The sequence below is a fragment of the Bradyrhizobium sp. USDA 4516 genome (assembly GCF_054055915.1).
Window position 1 is genome coordinate 3,308,185 of sequence record NZ_JBSRXT010000001.1, and the last position, 15,005, is coordinate 3,323,189.

The window sequence follows — 15,005 nt, forward strand, 5'->3', positions numbered from 1 at the left end:
GGCCGATTCATCCTTCGAGGCTCGCCCAGCGGCGCAATTGCGCCGCAAGGCTCGCACCTCCAGCGACAAAGGCAAAGCCTTTGCGCGGGGATGACGGGAAAAAGCTCTTACGAAGCGGGCTCCCAGCCCTTCGGCGCCAGCTCGAACTTCGCGAACTCGAATCCCGGCGCGACGGTGCAGCCGACCAGCGTCCAGTCGCCGCTGCTTTCCGCAGCCTGCCATGTGTCCGCCGGCACGATTGCCTGTGGCTGCTCGCCGCGCGCCACATCCGGCCCGAGCGTGATCGAATGTGGGCCGCCGTCCTGCGCGATCCGCAATGTCAGCGGCGCGCCGGCGTAATAGTGCCACATCTCGACGGCGTCGATGCGGTGCCAATGCGAGCGCTCGCCGCGCGCCAGCAGGAAGTAGATCGCGGTCGAATGCGCACGGCCATTGGCGTCGCAGCGCGCGTCGCGAAACGTCTCGCGATAGTGCCCGCCTTCGGGATGCGGCTGCAGCGCGAGCCGCGCGATGATGTCGGCCGCCGAGAGGTCGGCCATCACGACTTGTTCTTGCGCTCGCGGAGCTCGCCGAACACCAGCGCCGGATCGGCGCCCTTCATGTGCAGCTTCGCCGCTACCGCGGGCTCGTCGGCGCGCAGGAACACGTTGGCCTTCTTCTCGTCGCCGAGCAGCACCGGGATCGTCGGCTTGTTCTCGGCGCGCAGCTTTGTGACCTCTTCGGCCCGCTTCTGCAGGGCCGGATTGTCGGGCTCGATGGTGAGCGCGAATTTCACATTCGCAGCGGTATATTCATGGCCGCAATAGAGACGGAAATCGTCCGGCAGCGAGCGCAGCTTCAGCAGCGAATCCCACATCATGGGGTAGGTGCCCTCGAACACCCGGCCGCAGCCGATCGAGAACAGCGTATCGGCGGCAAACACCGCCTTCTCGCCGTCGAACACATAGGAGATGTGATCGAGCGTATGGCCGGGCGTCTCGACCACGCGTGCGAGCAGGCTGCCGACCTTGATGACATCGGCATTGGCGGCGCGCAGATCGACATTGGCGATCTTGGCCGACTGGTCGTGCGGGGCGACGACGCGGCAGCCGTATTTCTGCTTCAGCTCGGCGACGCCGCCGACATGGTCGCCGTGGTGATGGGTGATCAGGATATCCGTCAGCGTCCAGCCTTCGCGCTCCAGCGCCTTGATGATCGGGCCGGCTTCCGGCGCGTCGATCGACGCGGTCGCCTTGGTCGCGGGATCGTGGATCAAATACCCGAAATTGTCGGTGAGGCAGCTGAAGGTGCGAATTTCGGCGGTCATGATATCTCCACGAACAAACGGGACGGACATTTTCAAAGCATGATGTATTCGAAAGACCGGTATCGACTTTCCCGGGTCATGCTTTTAACGCGCCCAATATAGGGGTGAAATATGGCGTTAACGCTCCGGCGGCAATGCAATTTTCGGCGCACCCGGGCAGCAGGGGGCGTGTTAGGCTAAACACCATGGACGTCATCGACCTGCGCGACTTCTATTCGCAGCGCCTCGGCATCGTGGCGCGGCAGCTGATCAACCGGGGTATCCGCGCGCGGTGGCCGAACGCGGAAGGCCAGCGCGTGCTCGGCCTCGGCTATCCGACCCCCTATCTCGGCCTGTTCCGTGAGTCCTGCGAGCGCTGCATTGCCTTCATGCCGGCGGCCCAGGGCGTGCTGAAATGGCCGACCGGCCGGCCGGCGCTGGCCACCTTGATCGACGAATTCTCGATGCCGCTGCCGGATGCCGCGGTCGACCGCGTGCTGCTGGTGCACGCGCTGGAGATGTCCGATGACCCGGAGCGGTTGCTGCGCGAGGTGTGGCGGGTGCTCTCGCCGTCGGGGCGGCTGATCGCGATCATCCCGAACCGCCGCGGCGTCTGGACGCGCACCGACGCCACGCCGTTCGGCCATGGCCGGCCCTATTCGCGGGCGCAGATCACGCAGCTGTTGCGGCAGACCTGGTTCACGCCGTCGTCGTGGGGCGAGGCGTTGTTCATGCCGCCGGTGCAGGGCAGCTGGTTCCTGCGCTCGGCGATGGCGTGGGAGCGGGTCGGCGCGGCGCTGTCGATGCCGTTCGCCGGCGTGCATATCGTGGAGGCGACCAAGCAGGTCTATCGGGCGATTCCCGCGCGTCGCGAGCGCACGCAACTGATCCCGTCATTGCGTCCGGTGCTGGTGCCGTCCTCGACGGCGACGCGCAAATCGACTCACGCAGAGCCGTAACACGACCCGAGGCGTGACGCGGACAATTCACCCTCCCCGTGAAGGGAGGGTGACAGATTTTCAGGATTACTCGTTGCCCGGATTGAAGTCGTCGCTCGGTGCGGGCTGCGTCGCCAGGTCGGGGCGCGGGCCGTGCGGACGGCGGCGGCGGCGCGGAAAGCGCTCGCTCCGTTCGCCGCGTTCTGCGCCGCCATTATTGCCTTCATAGGCGCCGTTGACCTGTGGCTGCGCGCCGCCGGTGATGAACGAGGGCAGGCGATCGACGCCGCCGGCATCGGCCATCGCGGGCTGCGGCTGGTTCTGCGGTTGCGGCTGATATTGCGGCTGCGGACGATGCTCGCGCTCGCGGTGCTCACGCGGCTGCTGGTCGCGCTCGCGATGCTCGCGCGGCTGCTGCTGCTCGCGCTGGTACGGCTGCTGGCCGTTGTCGCGCATGAAAGGTTGCTGCTGCTGCGGCACGAAGCCCGGCTCCTGGCCGAAGCTCGAATAGCCGTCGCTGTCGTCGTCGCCGTCTTCGGTCGGGGTGACCTCGGCGTCGGGGCGCGGCGGCTGCTGATTCTGCCGGAACTGCTCCTGCGCGGCCGCGATGATCCGGTAGTAGTGCTCGGCGTGCTGGTAGTAGTTCTCAGCGGCCACCGGATCGCCGGAGGAGCGCGCATCGCGCGCAAGCTGAACGTATTTCTCGGCCACGTGGGAGGCCGTGCCGCGGATCTTGATGTCAGGTCCGTTCGATTCGTACACCCGTGTCAGGGGATTCTGGCCGCGCCGGTTATTGTTGTTGTTATTGTTGTTGTTATTCCGGTTGCGCATCCGCTTGTTGTTCTGACCGTTTCTCATCTGTCGCCTTTTATTCCAGCCCTGAAGTTATTGCAGTCCACAGTCCGATTTCTCAGCAGTCCGATTTCTCAGAAGTCCGATTCCCAGAGTCCGATTCGGCGCGCGCCTAGGCACACGGAATCGCAATACCGTTCGAAGTGGTTTCGATGTCGCCGACCATCTCGTTCAGCAAAGTCGCGTGCAGCAAAGACGCGTTCCCCAACCGCCGGCAATCGCGCCAGCGACCAAATCATTCCGCCCGTTGAGACAGGCTCAGTTCTCGTGCGTAAGTCTTCAAGCGCAATAACAGGCTTTCGTTCGCTTGGCGGTCGAGAGCAGCACAGCTTCGGCTATTGCGCTCTATATGACCTGCGTTCCTGGAACCTTTCGATCGGCGGGCTCTGCTGAACCCTGGTCATCACCCGTAACGGATTACGGGGCCAGCACCGATGTTGTGCCCGGAACGTAGTCGTTCCCGGGGGATAATCCAAGAGGTTTTTTTTCGTTCCAATAGGACTTTATCGGGGCAGCCGGCGGGCGGAAACGGCCCTCGGGATGCCCCCCAGATCGGCCTTTGGCGGCCCCGTTGGGGATAACCCGGATGCCGTCATCAGCGCTTCAACGTCGCCGCTCTGACCCTGTCCGACTTCCACAACCAGAAATCCTCCTGAGGTCAAAAGACCCGCAGATTGCGAAATCAGCGCGCGGTAGGCGTCGAGCCCGTCGGCACCGCCGTCGAGCGCCGCGCGCGGATCATGCGCGCGCACCTCGATGTCGAGTCCGGCGACGTCGGCCGAGGGGATGTACGGCGGATTGGACACGATCAGCTCGAACGCGCCGACGAGCCCGCGGCCGTAGTCGCACTCGATCCATGTCGTGCGATCGGCGAATCCGAGCGCGCTGGCGTTGCGGCTCGCGGTCTGCAGCGCCTCCGTCGAGATGTCGGTGGCGAAGCCATGCGCGTTCGGCAGTTCCGAGAGCAGCGCCAGCAGGATCGCGCCAGAACCGGTGCCGAGATCGGCGATCCGCAAGGCGCGCTCGGCCACCCCGTCGGCGCGCAGCAGTTCGAGTGCGCGCTCGACCACCGTCTCGGTGTCCGGGCGCGGCACCAGCGTCGCGGCGGACAGGTGCAGCGGCAGTCCCCAGAACTCCTTGACGCCGAGGATGCGCGCGACCGGTTCGCCGGCGAGGCGGCGCTGCGCGAGGTGCTCGAGGCGATCGGCTTCGTCCCTCGTCAGCGCGCGCTTCGCGCCGGTGATCATGCCGGTCAGATCGAGCCCCAGCACGGCGCCGACCAGCAGTCGCGCATCGAGCTCGGCGGCGTCGTGGCCGGCCGCCTTGAGGCGGGCGGTGAGGCTGCGCCTGATGCTCTCGACAGTCTGGCCATGTCCTGCGGGTTCGCTCATGGCGCGTTGTTAGCCGATGGTCGATGCGGCGTCGATATCACTTGCGCCCCGTGCGGCCGGCGCGCACGGTCAGAATCTGAACCTAGCTATCCGGAACGCGCGACCATGACGGGCTATGACGACCAGAACATCTTCGCCAGGATCCTGCGCGGCGAGGTTCCGAGCTTCAAGGTCTACGAGACCGACCGGACCTTTGCCTTTCTCGACATCATGCCGCGATCGCCGGGGCATACCCTGGTGATTCCGAAGGCGCCCGCGCGCGGCATCCTCGACATCGCGGAAGACGACCTCGCCGCGGTGGCGCGGTCGGCCAAGCGCATCGCCATCGCCGCGATGAAGGCGTTCGCGGCCGACGGCATCATCATCCAGCAGTTCAGCGAGCCCGCCAGCGGTCAGGTAGTGTTTCACCTGCACATGCATGTGATGCCGGTGAAGGCCGGCGTCGCACTGCTGCCGGCGCAGACCGTCAAGGCGGAGATGGATGTGCTCGCCGATCACGCCAGGCGGATGATCGCGGCGCTGGGTGGGTGAGCGGGTGGCCCGGTCCGACGCGGGAATGCCGTAATCTCTATCCCGAGAGGCCATGCGCAATATCGAGTTCGTCATTGCGAGGAGCTCGCGACAAAATTTGTAAAGCAATTTTGCGCTGTAGCGACGAAGCAATCCATCCATCCGCGCATGCGGACCGATGGATTGCTTCGCGGAGCCTGTCATCGGGCGTGCGTTCGCGCGACCCGTTGGCTCGCAATGACGGCGGAGAAAGTGACGCGCCCTAAACCCCGAGATAGCGCTGCAGAACATCGGGCTGCGCCTTGATCTCCTGCGCCGGCCCTTCATGGACGATGTGCCCGTTGTTGATGATGTAGATGCGCTGCGCCAGCGCGAGCGTCGCGGCGAGGTTTTGCTCCACCAGCACGATGGTCTGTCCGGCCTCGGCGAGATCGCGACACGCCTTCATCAGGTCGCGCACGATCACCGGCGCCAGGCCCTCGAACGGCTCGTCGAGCAGGATGATCTTGGGATCGCGTACCAAGGCGCGCGCGATCGCCAGCATCTGCTGCTCGCCGCCCGACAGGTCGGTGCCGCGGTTGCCGCGCCGCTCGCGCAGCCGCGGGAACATCTCGTAGATGCGGTCGAGCGGCCAGCGCTGCGAGGCGGTCAGGCCGGCGATCACGAGGTTCTCCTCGACGCTCAGGCTACCGAAGATACGGCGCTCCTCATGGACCAGCTGCATGCCGGCTTGCGCGATCTTGTGGCTCTTCCGGCCGGAGATCTCGACGCCGTCGAACATCACCGAGCCGCGGCGCGGGGTGACGACGCCCATCAGGCTCTTCAGCGTCGTGCTCTTGCCGGCGCCGTTACGTCCGAGCAGCGCCACCACCTCGTTGCGCTCGACGCGCATCGAGACGTCGAACAGGATGTGGGAATCCCCGTAATAGCTGTTCAGTCCATTGACCTCGAGCAGGCTCATGCGGCGAGCACTCCATGCACGCCGCCAAGATAGGCTTCTTGGACGGTCGAATTGGTCTTGATCTCTTCCGGCGTTCCCTCGACCAGCACGCGGCCCTCCTGCAGCACGGTGACGCGTTCGGCGAGCTCGAACAGCGCATCCATGTCGTGATCGATGATGATCATGGTGCGGCCCTGGCTGATCGACTTCAGCAGCTTGACGGTCTCGACGCGCTCGCGCGGGCTCATGCCGGCCAGCGGCTCGTCGAGCAGCAACAGGCTCGGCGACGTTGCCAGCGCCAGCCCGATCTCCAGCCGCCGCTTCTCGCCATAGGCAAGCTCGGACACGGGCGTGTCCGGCCTCGAGGTCAGATTGACCAGCTCGAGCGTCTGCTGCACGCGCTCGGACAGGCCGGGGATGCTGTCGATGCTGCGGAACAGGTCGAGCTTGAACTTGCCGCGCAGCGCCGACAGCGCCGCGATCACCAAATTCTCGCGCACCGTCAGCCCGGTGAACAGCTGGTTGACCTGGTAGCTCTTGGTCAGGCCGAGCTGACAGACGTCGGTGACGTTCATGCCGGTGATGTCGCGGCCCTCGAACAGGATGGTGCCCGAGGTCGGATGCACCTCGCAGGTCAGCATCTTGAAGAAGGTCGACTTGCCGGCGCCGTTCGGGCCGATGATGCCGCGCAGCTCACCGTGATTGACGGTGAAGTCGATGTCGCTGTTGGCGAGCAGGCCGCCATAGCGCTTGGTCAGGCCCCTGGCCTGGAGGATCGGGCCGGACGGATTGCCGCCAGCACGAGCCGCCACCGGCTTCGGCGCGGCGGGCGCTGCGGCGTGCCGCTCGCTTGCCACGGCGACGACCTCGGGTGCGCTCTCCTCCGGCTCCTTGGCGCCGCGCTGTCCGGTCAGGAGGCGGTAAAGATCGGCGAGGCCACCGATGATGCCGCGGCGCAGGAAGCACACCAGCAGCACGAACACGATGCCGAGCACGAGCTTCCAGGCCGCGCCGAGCCCGAGCGCCGCCTGCAGGAAGTCCTGCAGCGACAGCCACACCGCGGCGCCGACCAGCGGCCCGAACAGCGTGCCGCGGCCGCCGATCGCGGTTTGCATCACGAGCTGCCCCGACGTGTCGAAGGTGAACGCGTCAGGCGGCATGAAGGCCTGCAGCACGCCGAGCAGCCCGCCGGCAAAGCCGGCATAGGCGGCGGCGATCACGAAGGCGGTGAGCTTGTAGCCGTGGATGTTGTGGCCGACCGCGGTCGCGCGCAGCGGGTTGTCGCGGATCGCGCTGAACACGGCACCGACCGGCGAGCGCACGATGCGCAGCGCAATCACGACGCCGATGAAGTAGCACAGCGCCAGGAACTGATAGAGCGACCAGCCGGTGGTGAAGTGCAGCGTGGTGAAGCCGAGATTGAAGCTCGGGGTCGGCACGCCCGGCAGCCCGTTCTCGCCGCCGGTGAAGTCCGACAGCGGATTGAACTCGACGAAGAAGAACACCTCGGCGATCGCCACCGTGATCATCGCGAAGTAGATGCCGGTGCGACGCAGCGCGATCAGGCCGATCAGATAGCCGGTGGCGGCGGCCGCGATCATGCCGATGACGAGCGCGAGCACGACGTATGGAAAACCGGCGCGCGTCAGCAGATAGGCCGCGACGAAGCCGCCGGTGCCGTAAAAGGCCGACTGGCCGAACGACAGCAGGCCGGTGAAGCCGAACAGGATGTCGAAGCCGAGGCCGAACAGACCCCAGACCAGGATCCGGTTCACCGTGTTGGGCGCGAAGCCGAGCCACGGCAGCACGAAGGGCGCGACGATCAGGCCGGCGGCGGTCAGGAGTTCGATCAGGTATGGGCGCTGTTTAAGCATCTAGATATCCGTCGTCATTCGCGGCCCTGCGTGCCGAGCAGGCCATGCGGTCTGAGCACCAGCACGAGCGTCATCGCCGCGAACAGCATGACGTAGGCGTAACCGGGGTTGAACATCGAGGTGATGCTGATGATCTCGCCGGCGATCAGTCCGCCGAGGATGGCGCCGGGAAACGAGCCGACGCCGCCGATCACCACCACCACGAAGATCTCGACCAGGATGTCGTCGCCGACACCCGGCGTCAGCGACACCACCGGCGCGTTGATGATGCCGGCGAAGCCCGCGGCCATCGCGCCGATGCCGAACACGATCATGAAGACGCGGTAGACGTTGATGCCGAGCGAATCGACCATCACCGAATCCTCGATGCCGGCGCGCACGATCATGCCGAGCCGGGTGCGGTACAGGATCAGGAACAGCGCGCCCAGCGCGACCGCGACGATGCCGACGACCGCAAGCCGGTAGGTCGGGTAGAACAGGAAGCCGAGCGAGGTGATGCCCTGCAGCAGCGCCGGCGGCGGCACCACCTGCGACTGGCTGGTGAAGATCAGCCGCACAATCTCGACGAAGCAGATGCCGAGGCCGAACGTGACCAGCAGCTGGTCCTCATGCGGGCGATGGTAGAAGTGGCGGACGATGATCCGCTCCATCGCAATCCCGAGCACCATCACGAACAGCGAGCCTGCGATCACGGCGAGAATGAACGAGCCGGTGTAGGAATAGGTCACGTATCCGGCGTAGCCGCCGATCATGAACATGGCGCCGTGGGCGAGGTTGAGCACCCCGAGTGTGCCGTAGATGATCGTCAATCCGGAGCTGATCAGCGCGAGCAGCGCGCCGAGCGCCAGTCCGTTGAAAAGTTGCGAGACGAAATTTGGCCAGTTGATCATGACGCGCGTTCACTCAGCCGTATACCTGGCCCGGTCAGTGGAGGATGCGTTCCGAGAAAAGCGGCGCCGCGGGCCGGGTCGCCCCGCCCACGGCGCCGAGTCTTCCCACGTTAATCAGGTGTAGTCGCCGAGATGGCAGCCGAACGCATCCGGCTTCTGCATCAGACCGTCGCCGGGGACGATCTCGATCACCTCGTAATAGTCCTCCTTGTTCTTCATCTCCTTTTCCATCTTGCCGCGGACGATGACGACGGGGCGGACGCACTGATGATCCTCGGGGCGATAGTGGACGTCGCCGACAAGCGAAGGCAGCGTCTCACCCTTCTCATAGGCCTTGATGACGTCGGGCGGATAGAAGCTGCCGGCCTCCTCGACCATGCGGGCCCAGTGCGCGAAGCTGACATAGGCATTCTCGGCGCCCCATTCCGGCTTGTATCCGTACTTCTTCTCGAAGGCCTCGTTGAACATCTTGGCCAGCGGATATTTGTCCTCGATGGTCCACCAATAGTCGGTCGCGGCGTAGACGCCCTGCATCAGGCCGCCGGTCTCGCGGGCGATGAACGGCACCTGGTAGGGCACCACGAGCTTCATCTTGTCGAGCACGCCGAACTGCTTGGCCTGCTGCGTCGACAGCACGGCATCGTGACCCCAGTTGACGTTGATCAGCACGTCGGCGCCGGAATTCGCGACGTTGAGCAGATAGGACGAATAGTCCGGCGCGCCGAGCGGCGAGACCTGGTTGGTGACGGTGGTCCAGCCCGCCTGGGCGAGGTAGTCCTGCATCGACTTGGTGACGGTGTGGCCGTAGGTGTAGTCGGGCGTCAGGTAGGCGGCCTTCTTGTTCTTGCCGAACTGCTTGATCAGCACCGGCGCGATCGCCGCCGCGGCGGTCTGGCCGAAGAAGTTCTGGCGGAAGCCGTAGCGCACGCAATCCTTGCCGGTGGTGTCGTTGGAGCCGGAAATGCCGCAGACGAAGATCACCTTCTCGCGCTGCGCCAGCTTGTTCAGCGCCACCGCGACCGCGCTCGACGTGCCGCCGGTGATCATCACCGCCTTGTTCTCGGAGATGAAGCGCTGCTGCGCCTGCACGGCCTCGTTCGGCTTCGCCGCGGAATCCGCGACGCCGAACTTCAGCTCCTTGCCGAGCACGCCCTTGCTGGTCTTCGGCGAGATTTTCTTGATCAGCTCGTGGCCGCTGTTGATGTGCTCGATCGCGAGCTGATAGCCCTTGAGCTCATCCTCGCCCTGCACCGCATAGGTGCCGGTGCGCGGGACCGAGATGCCGATGAACGCCGAAGAGCCCGACGTGCCCGCGGGATAGGTTCCGATCGCCGGGTGGTCCTCGGCGAAGGCCCGCGATGCGATCGAGGCCGGCAGCACGCTGCCGCCGATCAGGCCCGCGCCGGCTTGCAGCAAAGTGCGGCGCGAAACGTTCGGGGCACTGCCCGGCCGAAAATCCTTGGTGCTCATCGCTCAGTATCCTCCAATTATATTGATTGTTGGCGCGCATGCTCACTCGTCGCCTGATCGGATCGATCGGCGGCATGATGCGCCGGCTGCAATCGAGCAGCCTGTCACAGCTACAATTCCCCACCGGCATATTTAGTCAATGTCACCTTTCGTCGAATCATATCGGCCTACGATAGAATTTATATCGGTCTACGATGTATCGAGGGTTTACCGACCGGGTGCGGGTCCTGTAAGTGAGGGAGCGATGATCCAGGAGCCTTCAAGTCGCACCGGAAATGCCGGAGAGCGCGCCGTGCCCGAGCACGGTGGCGCCGGGCAATCGGGCAGCCTGAGCATTCGCGCGATCAACGTCCTGAAGGAGCTGGCGGTCGAGCTGCTCGACGAAGTGCCGCCGAAGGTGGGCTGGGCGCCGCCGGACGATCTGCTGCGGCTGCTCACCGCGCGCCACCTCGCGACGGCGCGAAATTGCGGACGGCAAACCATGCGCGAGATCATCGCTTGGGCCGAGACGCGCGGGATAACGATCCCGTCTCCGCATCACACCGGCAAGTCGTTGACGGAGGTCTGGGGCGATCTGGTCGCGCGTGCCTCGGCCGGGCATCTCACCAAGAGCGAGATCACCGAGGCGCTGGAGAAATCCATTCGCCGCAGGAGCCCGCGGATTCCGGTCGCGTTCCAGATCGTGCTGCTGAAAATATTGAGCTCGACCTACGATCACTGGCCGCAGCCCTGAGCTTGCGCGGCCCCGCCGCTCGATCGTCAAACCGTTGAAAACATAAGTGGAAGGGCGGCCGGTAGTATGGTGCGTCCGGCGCGGGCTTGATAGCGTTGCACGGCGTCTGCCGTCCGGCGGAGCGAGCCAGCAGCAGGACGATCGAATGCCGCAACCAAAGCAACGACGAGCGCTCGCCGGCGCAACCAAACGCAAGGCCGTGGCCGCGACGGTGGACTACCGGGCGCTGGCGCAGTTTCGCTACGAGTTGCGCAGGTTTCTCGCATTCAGCGAGGAGGGCGCCCGGAAGGCCGGAATGACGCCGCGGCAGCATCAGGCGCTGCTCGGCATCAAGGGTTTCGTCGATCCCGGTCCGCCGACCGTCGGCGACATCGCCCGGTTCCTGCTGATCCGGCATCACTCCGCCGTCGAACTGATGAACCGCATGGCAAAGCTCGGGCTGGTCAGCCGCCTTGCCGATCCGGATGACGCGCGGCGGGTTCAGCTCAAGCTGACGGCAAAGGGTGAGCAGAAGCTCCAGGCGGTCTCGAAGAAGAACATCGAGGAACTGCGCCGCGTCGCGAGCCCGGCGTTGCGCCGCTTGCTGAAGTCTTCGCCGTCTTCCGAAGAGGACTGAGTGCAGCATCCGCCGGCGCAAGCGGCGGCGCGCGTCAGGCCGCGGCGCCCTGCGCGGCGAGCTGTGCCGCCTGGTGCTCGGTGGTCAGCGCGTCGATCAATTCGCCGAGCGCTTCGCCCGCGATCACCTGCGGCAGCTTGTAGAGCGTCAGGTTGATGCGGTGGTCGGTGACGCGTCCTTGCGGGAAATTATAGGTGCGGATGCGCTCGGAGCGGTCGCCGGAGCCGACCTTCTCCTTGCGGTCGGCGGAGCGCGCCGCCTCGACGCGCTGGCGCTCGGCATCGTAGATGCGCGAGCGCAGGATGTTCATCGCCGACGCCCGGTTCTTGTGCTGCGAGCGGCTGTCCTGCATCATCACGACGATGCCGGTCGGCAGATGGGTGATGCGGATCGCCGATTCGGTCTTGTTGACATGCTGACCGCCGGCGCCGCCCGCGCGCATGGTCTCGATCCTCAAGTCCGTGTCCTTGATATCGACGTCGACGTCCTCGACCTCGGGCAGTACGGCGACCGTGGCGGCCGAGGTGTGGATGCGGCCCTGTGTCTCGGTGTCGGGCACACGCTGCACGCGGTGCACGCCGGATTCGAATTTCAGCTTGGCGAACGCGCCGCGGCCCTGCACCTCGGCGATGATTTCCTTGTAGCCGCCGACGGTGCCTTCGCTCGCCGAAATCACCTCGACCTTCCAGCCCTGCAAGGACGCGAAGCGCTCATACATCCGGAACAGGTCGCCGGCGAACAGCGAGGCCTCGTCGCCGCCGGTGCCGGCACGGATTTCCAGCATCACGTTGCGGTCGTCCATCGCGTCCTTCGGCAACAGCGCGATCCGGATCTGCTGCTCGAGCTCGCCGAGCCGCGCCTGCAGCGTTTCCAGCTCGGCTTCCGCCATGCTGCGCATTTCGGCGTCGGTCTCCGCATCCGCCAGCATCGCCTCGGTATCGGCGAGTTCGCTGCGCGCAGAACGGTAGAGCTTCACCGCGTCGATCAACGGGTTGAGCTCGGCGAGCTCGCGCGTGATCTGCACATAGCGCTCGGACTTGACCTCGCCGAGCAGCTCGGCCTCGAGCGAGGCATGATGGGCGAGCAGGACGTCGAGTTTGGCTTCGGGTAGCATAGCGGTATCTCGAATTGCGGAAGGTACGGAGGGGCGGCAGCGGCGACGGCAGCGTCGCTACAAGGCCAGCCCCTCGGTTTCCGCAAACTTCGTCAGCGCCGCGCGGATCGAGACGCTGCCGACCGGCGCGTCCAGCAGCGGATTGATCATCGCCTCGGCCTTCTTGGCATCGAGGTCGAGGATCAACGCCTTGACCGGGCCGTGCGCAGTTGCCGACAATGAAAGAGAACGGTAGCCGATTGCGATCAGCGCCAGCGCGCCGATCGGTTTCGACGCCATCTCGCCGCACAGCGAGGCGGCCTTCTTCGCCGCCTTGGCCTTGCGCACGATGTCGCGCAGCGCGCGCAGGATCGGCGCCGAGAGGATGTCGAAGCGTTCGGAGACCTTGGCATTGCCGCGGTCGACAGCAAACAGGAACTGGAACAGATCGTTGGAGCCGACCGAGACGAAGTCGACCTTCTTCAGGAGCTCGTCGAGCTGGTAGAGCAGCGCCGGCACCTCGACCATGGTGCCGATATCGATCCGCTCGGGCAGCGAATGGCCGTGCTGGCGCAGATAGGTCAACTCGCGCTCGACGATCGCCTTGGCCTGGTCGAACTCGGCGATGTCCGAGATCATCGGGAACATGATCTTCAGCGCGCGGCCGCCGCCGGCACGCAGCAGCGCGCGGATCTGGCCGCGCAAAAGGCCCGGACGGTCGAGGCCGAGCCGGATCGCGCGCCAGCCGAGCGCGGGATTTTCCTCGATCACGGTCTCCATATAGGGCAGCGCCTTGTCGCCGCCGATGTCGAGCGTGCGGAAGGTGACGGGCTTGCTGCCTGCGGCGTCGAGCACGGTGCGGTACAGCGCGAGCTGGTCGCTCGAGCGCGGCAGGTTCGGGCTCACCATGAACTGCAATTCGGTGCGGAACAGGCCGATGCCGGCGCTGCCGGTGTCGTCGATATGCGGCAGGTCGATGGTCAGGCCGGCATTGATCAGAAGCTCGATCGGCTGGCCGTCCTTGGTCACGCAGGCCTTGTCGCGCAGCGCCGAATATTGCGCCTGCCGCCGCGCCCGGAACCGGACACGCTCGGCATAGGCGGATTCGATCTCGGTCGAGGGGCGGACATAGATCTCGCCGGAAATGCCGTCGACGATGATGGCATCGCCCGGGTCGGCGATGCCGGGCGCGTTCGGCACCTCGCCGACCGCGGGAATGCCGAGCGCGCGCGCCACGATCGAGACGTGGGAATTCGCGGTGCCTTCCTCCAGCACCAGGCCGCGCAGCCGCTTGCGGTCATAGTCGAGCAGCGCCGCCGGGCCCATCGCGCGGGCGATCAGGATGGCGTTGTCGGGCAGCTGCTCGCGCGACGGCGCATGGTCCTGGCCGACCAGCTGCCGCATCAGGCGATGGCCGAGATCCTCGAGGTCGTGCAGGCGGTCGCGCAGATAGGGATCGGTCGAGCGCAGCATGCGCGCGCGGGTGTCGGACTGCACGCGTTCGACGGCGGCTTCCGCGGTGAGGCCGGTGGCGACCGCCTCGTGCAGCTTGTGCGACCAGCCCTGGTCGTTGGCGAACATGCGGTAGGCTTCCAGCACCTCGCGGTGCTCGCCGCCGTCGGCGACGTCGCCGCGCTCCAGCATGCGGTCGAGATCGGCGCGCAGATTGGCGAGCGCAGTGTCGAGCCGCTTGATCTCCTTCGGCAGATCCTCGGCGATGTAGTTGGTGATGACGACGCGCGGCTCGTGCAGCACGACGTGGCCGAGCGCGATGCCGTCGGAGAGCACCGCGCCGGTCTTGTGCAGCGAGTGCCGCGCGGCGGGCTCGGCGCCGGGCTGCGCCAGCGCGGCAAGCTCGCCGGAGGCGATCATCTCCGCCAGCACCATGGCGGTGGTCTGCAGCGCCTCGACTTCTTCCTCGACATAGGTGCGCTTGGCGCGGTTCTGCACCACGAGCACGCCGAGCGTGTTGCCGGCGCGCAGGATCGGCACGCCGAGGAACGAGTGGTAGGCCTCTTCGCCGGTCTCCGGGCGGTAGGCGAAGGCGGGATGGCTTTGCGCGTCGGACAGGTTGAGCGGCGTCGCCTCGCTGGCGACGAGGCCGACCAGGCCTTCATGCGCGCTCATCACCGTGCGGTGGACGGCGTCGCGGTTCAGACCTTCGGTGGCATAGAGTTCGAGGGTGTTGTCGATGCGCAGCACGTAGCAGGAGCAGACCTCGGCCACCATGTTGGCCGCGATCAGCACCACGATCTTGTCGAGCCGCTCCTGGGCGGAGACTTGCTCCGCCATGGTCTCGCGGAGCCGTCTCAACAGGATGCGGGGGCCTCCCGACGCGCTCCGCATATGTTTCAGTCCCTCCCCACGTAGCCAGCGCACCGGTGCGGCCGGCCGTTGGCGCAAAACTCGTCAA

The 15,005-nt window shown here is 65.9% G+C and carries 14 protein-coding genes; 4 read left to right on the forward strand and 10 right to left on the reverse strand.

Translation table 11 applies throughout. The features are described from left to right. Positions 1–107: 107 nt before the first annotated feature. Positions 108–539 (reverse strand): cupin domain-containing protein, encoded by a 432-nt coding sequence (locus ACVI1L_RS15215; protein WP_076824702.1) that lies wholly within the window; start codon positions 537–539, stop codon positions 108–110. Next, positions 539–1,306 (reverse strand): hydroxyacylglutathione hydrolase, encoded by a 768-nt coding sequence (gene gloB / locus ACVI1L_RS15220; RefSeq protein WP_092083095.1) that lies wholly within the window; start codon positions 1,304–1,306, stop codon positions 539–541. The genes ACVI1L_RS15215 and gloB overlap by 1 nt, the downstream gene beginning before the upstream one ends. A 185-nt stretch (positions 1,307–1,491) precedes the next feature. On the opposite strand from gloB, the gene ACVI1L_RS15225 reads away from it, so the two are divergent. Further along, entirely contained in the window at positions 1,492–2,244 is a 753-nt protein-coding gene (locus ACVI1L_RS15225; RefSeq protein WP_456783216.1) for a class I SAM-dependent methyltransferase, read from the forward strand. Between the two features lie 66 nt (positions 2,245–2,310). Here ACVI1L_RS15225 and ACVI1L_RS15230 read toward each other — a convergent pair whose 3' ends face one another. Both ACVI1L_RS15230 and prmC read right to left on the reverse strand, forming a co-directional pair. After that, positions 2,311–3,081 carry a DUF4167 domain-containing protein gene (locus tag ACVI1L_RS15230; RefSeq protein ID WP_057015569.1) on the reverse strand — a complete coding sequence of 257 codons (771 nt, stop codon included), beginning with the start codon at positions 3,079–3,081 and terminating at the stop codon, positions 2,311–2,313. Positions 3,082–3,578: 497 nt separating this feature from the next. Continuing rightward, positions 3,579–4,466, reverse strand: coding sequence for a peptide chain release factor N(5)-glutamine methyltransferase (gene prmC / locus ACVI1L_RS15235; RefSeq protein ID WP_456783217.1), 888 nt, complete (start codon positions 4,464–4,466; stop codon positions 3,579–3,581). A gap of 105 nt (positions 4,467–4,571) precedes the next feature. On the opposite strand from prmC, the gene ACVI1L_RS15240 reads away from it, so the two are divergent. Beyond that, on the forward strand, positions 4,572–4,997 hold the full coding sequence (locus ACVI1L_RS15240; protein WP_057015567.1) for an HIT domain-containing protein: 426 nt from the start codon (positions 4,572–4,574) through the stop codon (positions 4,995–4,997). Between the two features lie 241 nt (positions 4,998–5,238). Here ACVI1L_RS15240 and ACVI1L_RS15245 read toward each other — a convergent pair whose 3' ends face one another. The 4 genes from ACVI1L_RS15245 to ACVI1L_RS15260 all read right to left on the reverse strand — a co-directional run bounded on the left by ACVI1L_RS15245 (position 5,239) and on the right by ACVI1L_RS15260 (position 10,150). Then, the gene (locus ACVI1L_RS15245; protein ID WP_057015566.1) at positions 5,239–5,937 is read right to left on the reverse strand and encodes an ABC transporter ATP-binding protein; all 699 of its coding nucleotides are present in this window, start codon (positions 5,935–5,937) and stop codon (positions 5,239–5,241) included. Continuing rightward, the gene (locus tag ACVI1L_RS15250; protein WP_057015565.1) at positions 5,934–7,790 is read right to left on the reverse strand and encodes a branched-chain amino acid ABC transporter ATP-binding protein/permease; all 1,857 of its coding nucleotides are present in this window, start codon (positions 7,788–7,790) and stop codon (positions 5,934–5,936) included. Before ACVI1L_RS15250 ends, ACVI1L_RS15245 begins: the two co-directional genes overlap by 4 nt. Positions 7,791–7,804: 14 nt before the next feature. Then, on the reverse strand, positions 7,805–8,680 hold the full coding sequence (locus tag ACVI1L_RS15255; protein ID WP_456783218.1) for a branched-chain amino acid ABC transporter permease: 876 nt from the start codon (positions 8,678–8,680) through the stop codon (positions 7,805–7,807). Positions 8,681–8,794: 114 nt separating this feature from the next. Then, positions 8,795–10,150: a substrate-binding protein gene (locus ACVI1L_RS15260; protein WP_057015563.1), complete on the reverse strand. Its 1,356-nt coding sequence runs from the start codon at positions 10,148–10,150 to the stop codon at positions 8,795–8,797. A 292-nt stretch (positions 10,151–10,442) separates the two neighbouring features. Here ACVI1L_RS15260 and ACVI1L_RS15265 point away from each other — a divergent pair, with 292 nt between their 5' ends. Beyond that, positions 10,443–10,883, forward strand: a complete 441-nt coding sequence (locus ACVI1L_RS15265; RefSeq protein WP_245311286.1) for a hypothetical protein — start codon at positions 10,443–10,445, stop codon at positions 10,881–10,883. 145 nt (positions 10,884–11,028) lie between these two features. Further along, positions 11,029–11,499: a MarR family winged helix-turn-helix transcriptional regulator gene (locus tag ACVI1L_RS15270; protein ID WP_057015561.1), complete on the forward strand. Its 471-nt coding sequence runs from the start codon at positions 11,029–11,031 to the stop codon at positions 11,497–11,499. A 34-nt stretch (positions 11,500–11,533) separates the two neighbouring features. On the opposite strand, the gene prfA is transcribed toward ACVI1L_RS15270, so the two are convergent. Next, complete coding sequence (gene prfA, locus ACVI1L_RS15275) at positions 11,534–12,613, reverse strand: peptide chain release factor 1 (RefSeq protein WP_076824716.1); 1,080 nt, start codon at positions 12,611–12,613, stop codon at positions 11,534–11,536. A gap of 57 nt (positions 12,614–12,670) precedes the next feature. Further along, positions 12,671–14,938 (reverse strand): phosphoenolpyruvate--protein phosphotransferase, encoded by a 2,268-nt coding sequence (gene ptsP / locus ACVI1L_RS15280; RefSeq protein ID WP_028343590.1) that lies wholly within the window; start codon positions 14,936–14,938, stop codon positions 12,671–12,673. Positions 14,939–15,005: the final 67 nt, after the last annotated feature.

Coding starts and splice junctions, on each gene's coding strand:
- ACVI1L_RS15215 (WP_076824702.1), bottom strand. CDS start 539: ATGGCCGACCTCTCGGCGGCCGACATCATCGCGCGGCTCGCGCTGCAG.
- gloB (WP_092083095.1), bottom strand. CDS start 1,306: ATGACCGCCGAAATTCGCACCTTCAGCTGCCTCACCGACAATTTCGGG.
- ACVI1L_RS15225 (WP_456783216.1), top strand. CDS start 1,492: ATGGACGTCATCGACCTGCGCGACTTCTATTCGCAGCGCCTCGGCATC.
- ACVI1L_RS15230 (WP_057015569.1), bottom strand. CDS start 3,081: ATGAGAAACGGTCAGAACAACAAGCGGATGCGCAACCGGAATAACAAC.
- prmC (WP_456783217.1), bottom strand. CDS start 4,466: ATGAGCGAACCCGCAGGACATGGCCAGACTGTCGAGAGCATCAGGCGC.
- ACVI1L_RS15240 (WP_057015567.1), top strand. CDS start 4,572: ATGACGGGCTATGACGACCAGAACATCTTCGCCAGGATCCTGCGCGGC.
- ACVI1L_RS15245 (WP_057015566.1), bottom strand. CDS start 5,937: ATGAGCCTGCTCGAGGTCAATGGACTGAACAGCTATTACGGGGATTCC.
- ACVI1L_RS15250 (WP_057015565.1), bottom strand. CDS start 7,790: ATGCTTAAACAGCGCCCATACCTGATCGAACTCCTGACCGCCGCCGGC.
- ACVI1L_RS15255 (WP_456783218.1), bottom strand. CDS start 8,680: ATGATCAACTGGCCAAATTTCGTCTCGCAACTTTTCAACGGACTGGCG.
- ACVI1L_RS15260 (WP_057015563.1), bottom strand. CDS start 10,150: ATGAGCACCAAGGATTTTCGGCCGGGCAGTGCCCCGAACGTTTCGCGC.
- ACVI1L_RS15270 (WP_057015561.1), top strand. CDS start 11,029: ATGCCGCAACCAAAGCAACGACGAGCGCTCGCCGGCGCAACCAAACGC.
- prfA (WP_076824716.1), bottom strand. CDS start 12,613: ATGCTACCCGAAGCCAAACTCGACGTCCTGCTCGCCCATCATGCCTCG.
- ptsP (WP_028343590.1), bottom strand. CDS start 14,938: ATGCGGAGCGCGTCGGGAGGCCCCCGCATCCTGTTGAGACGGCTCCGC.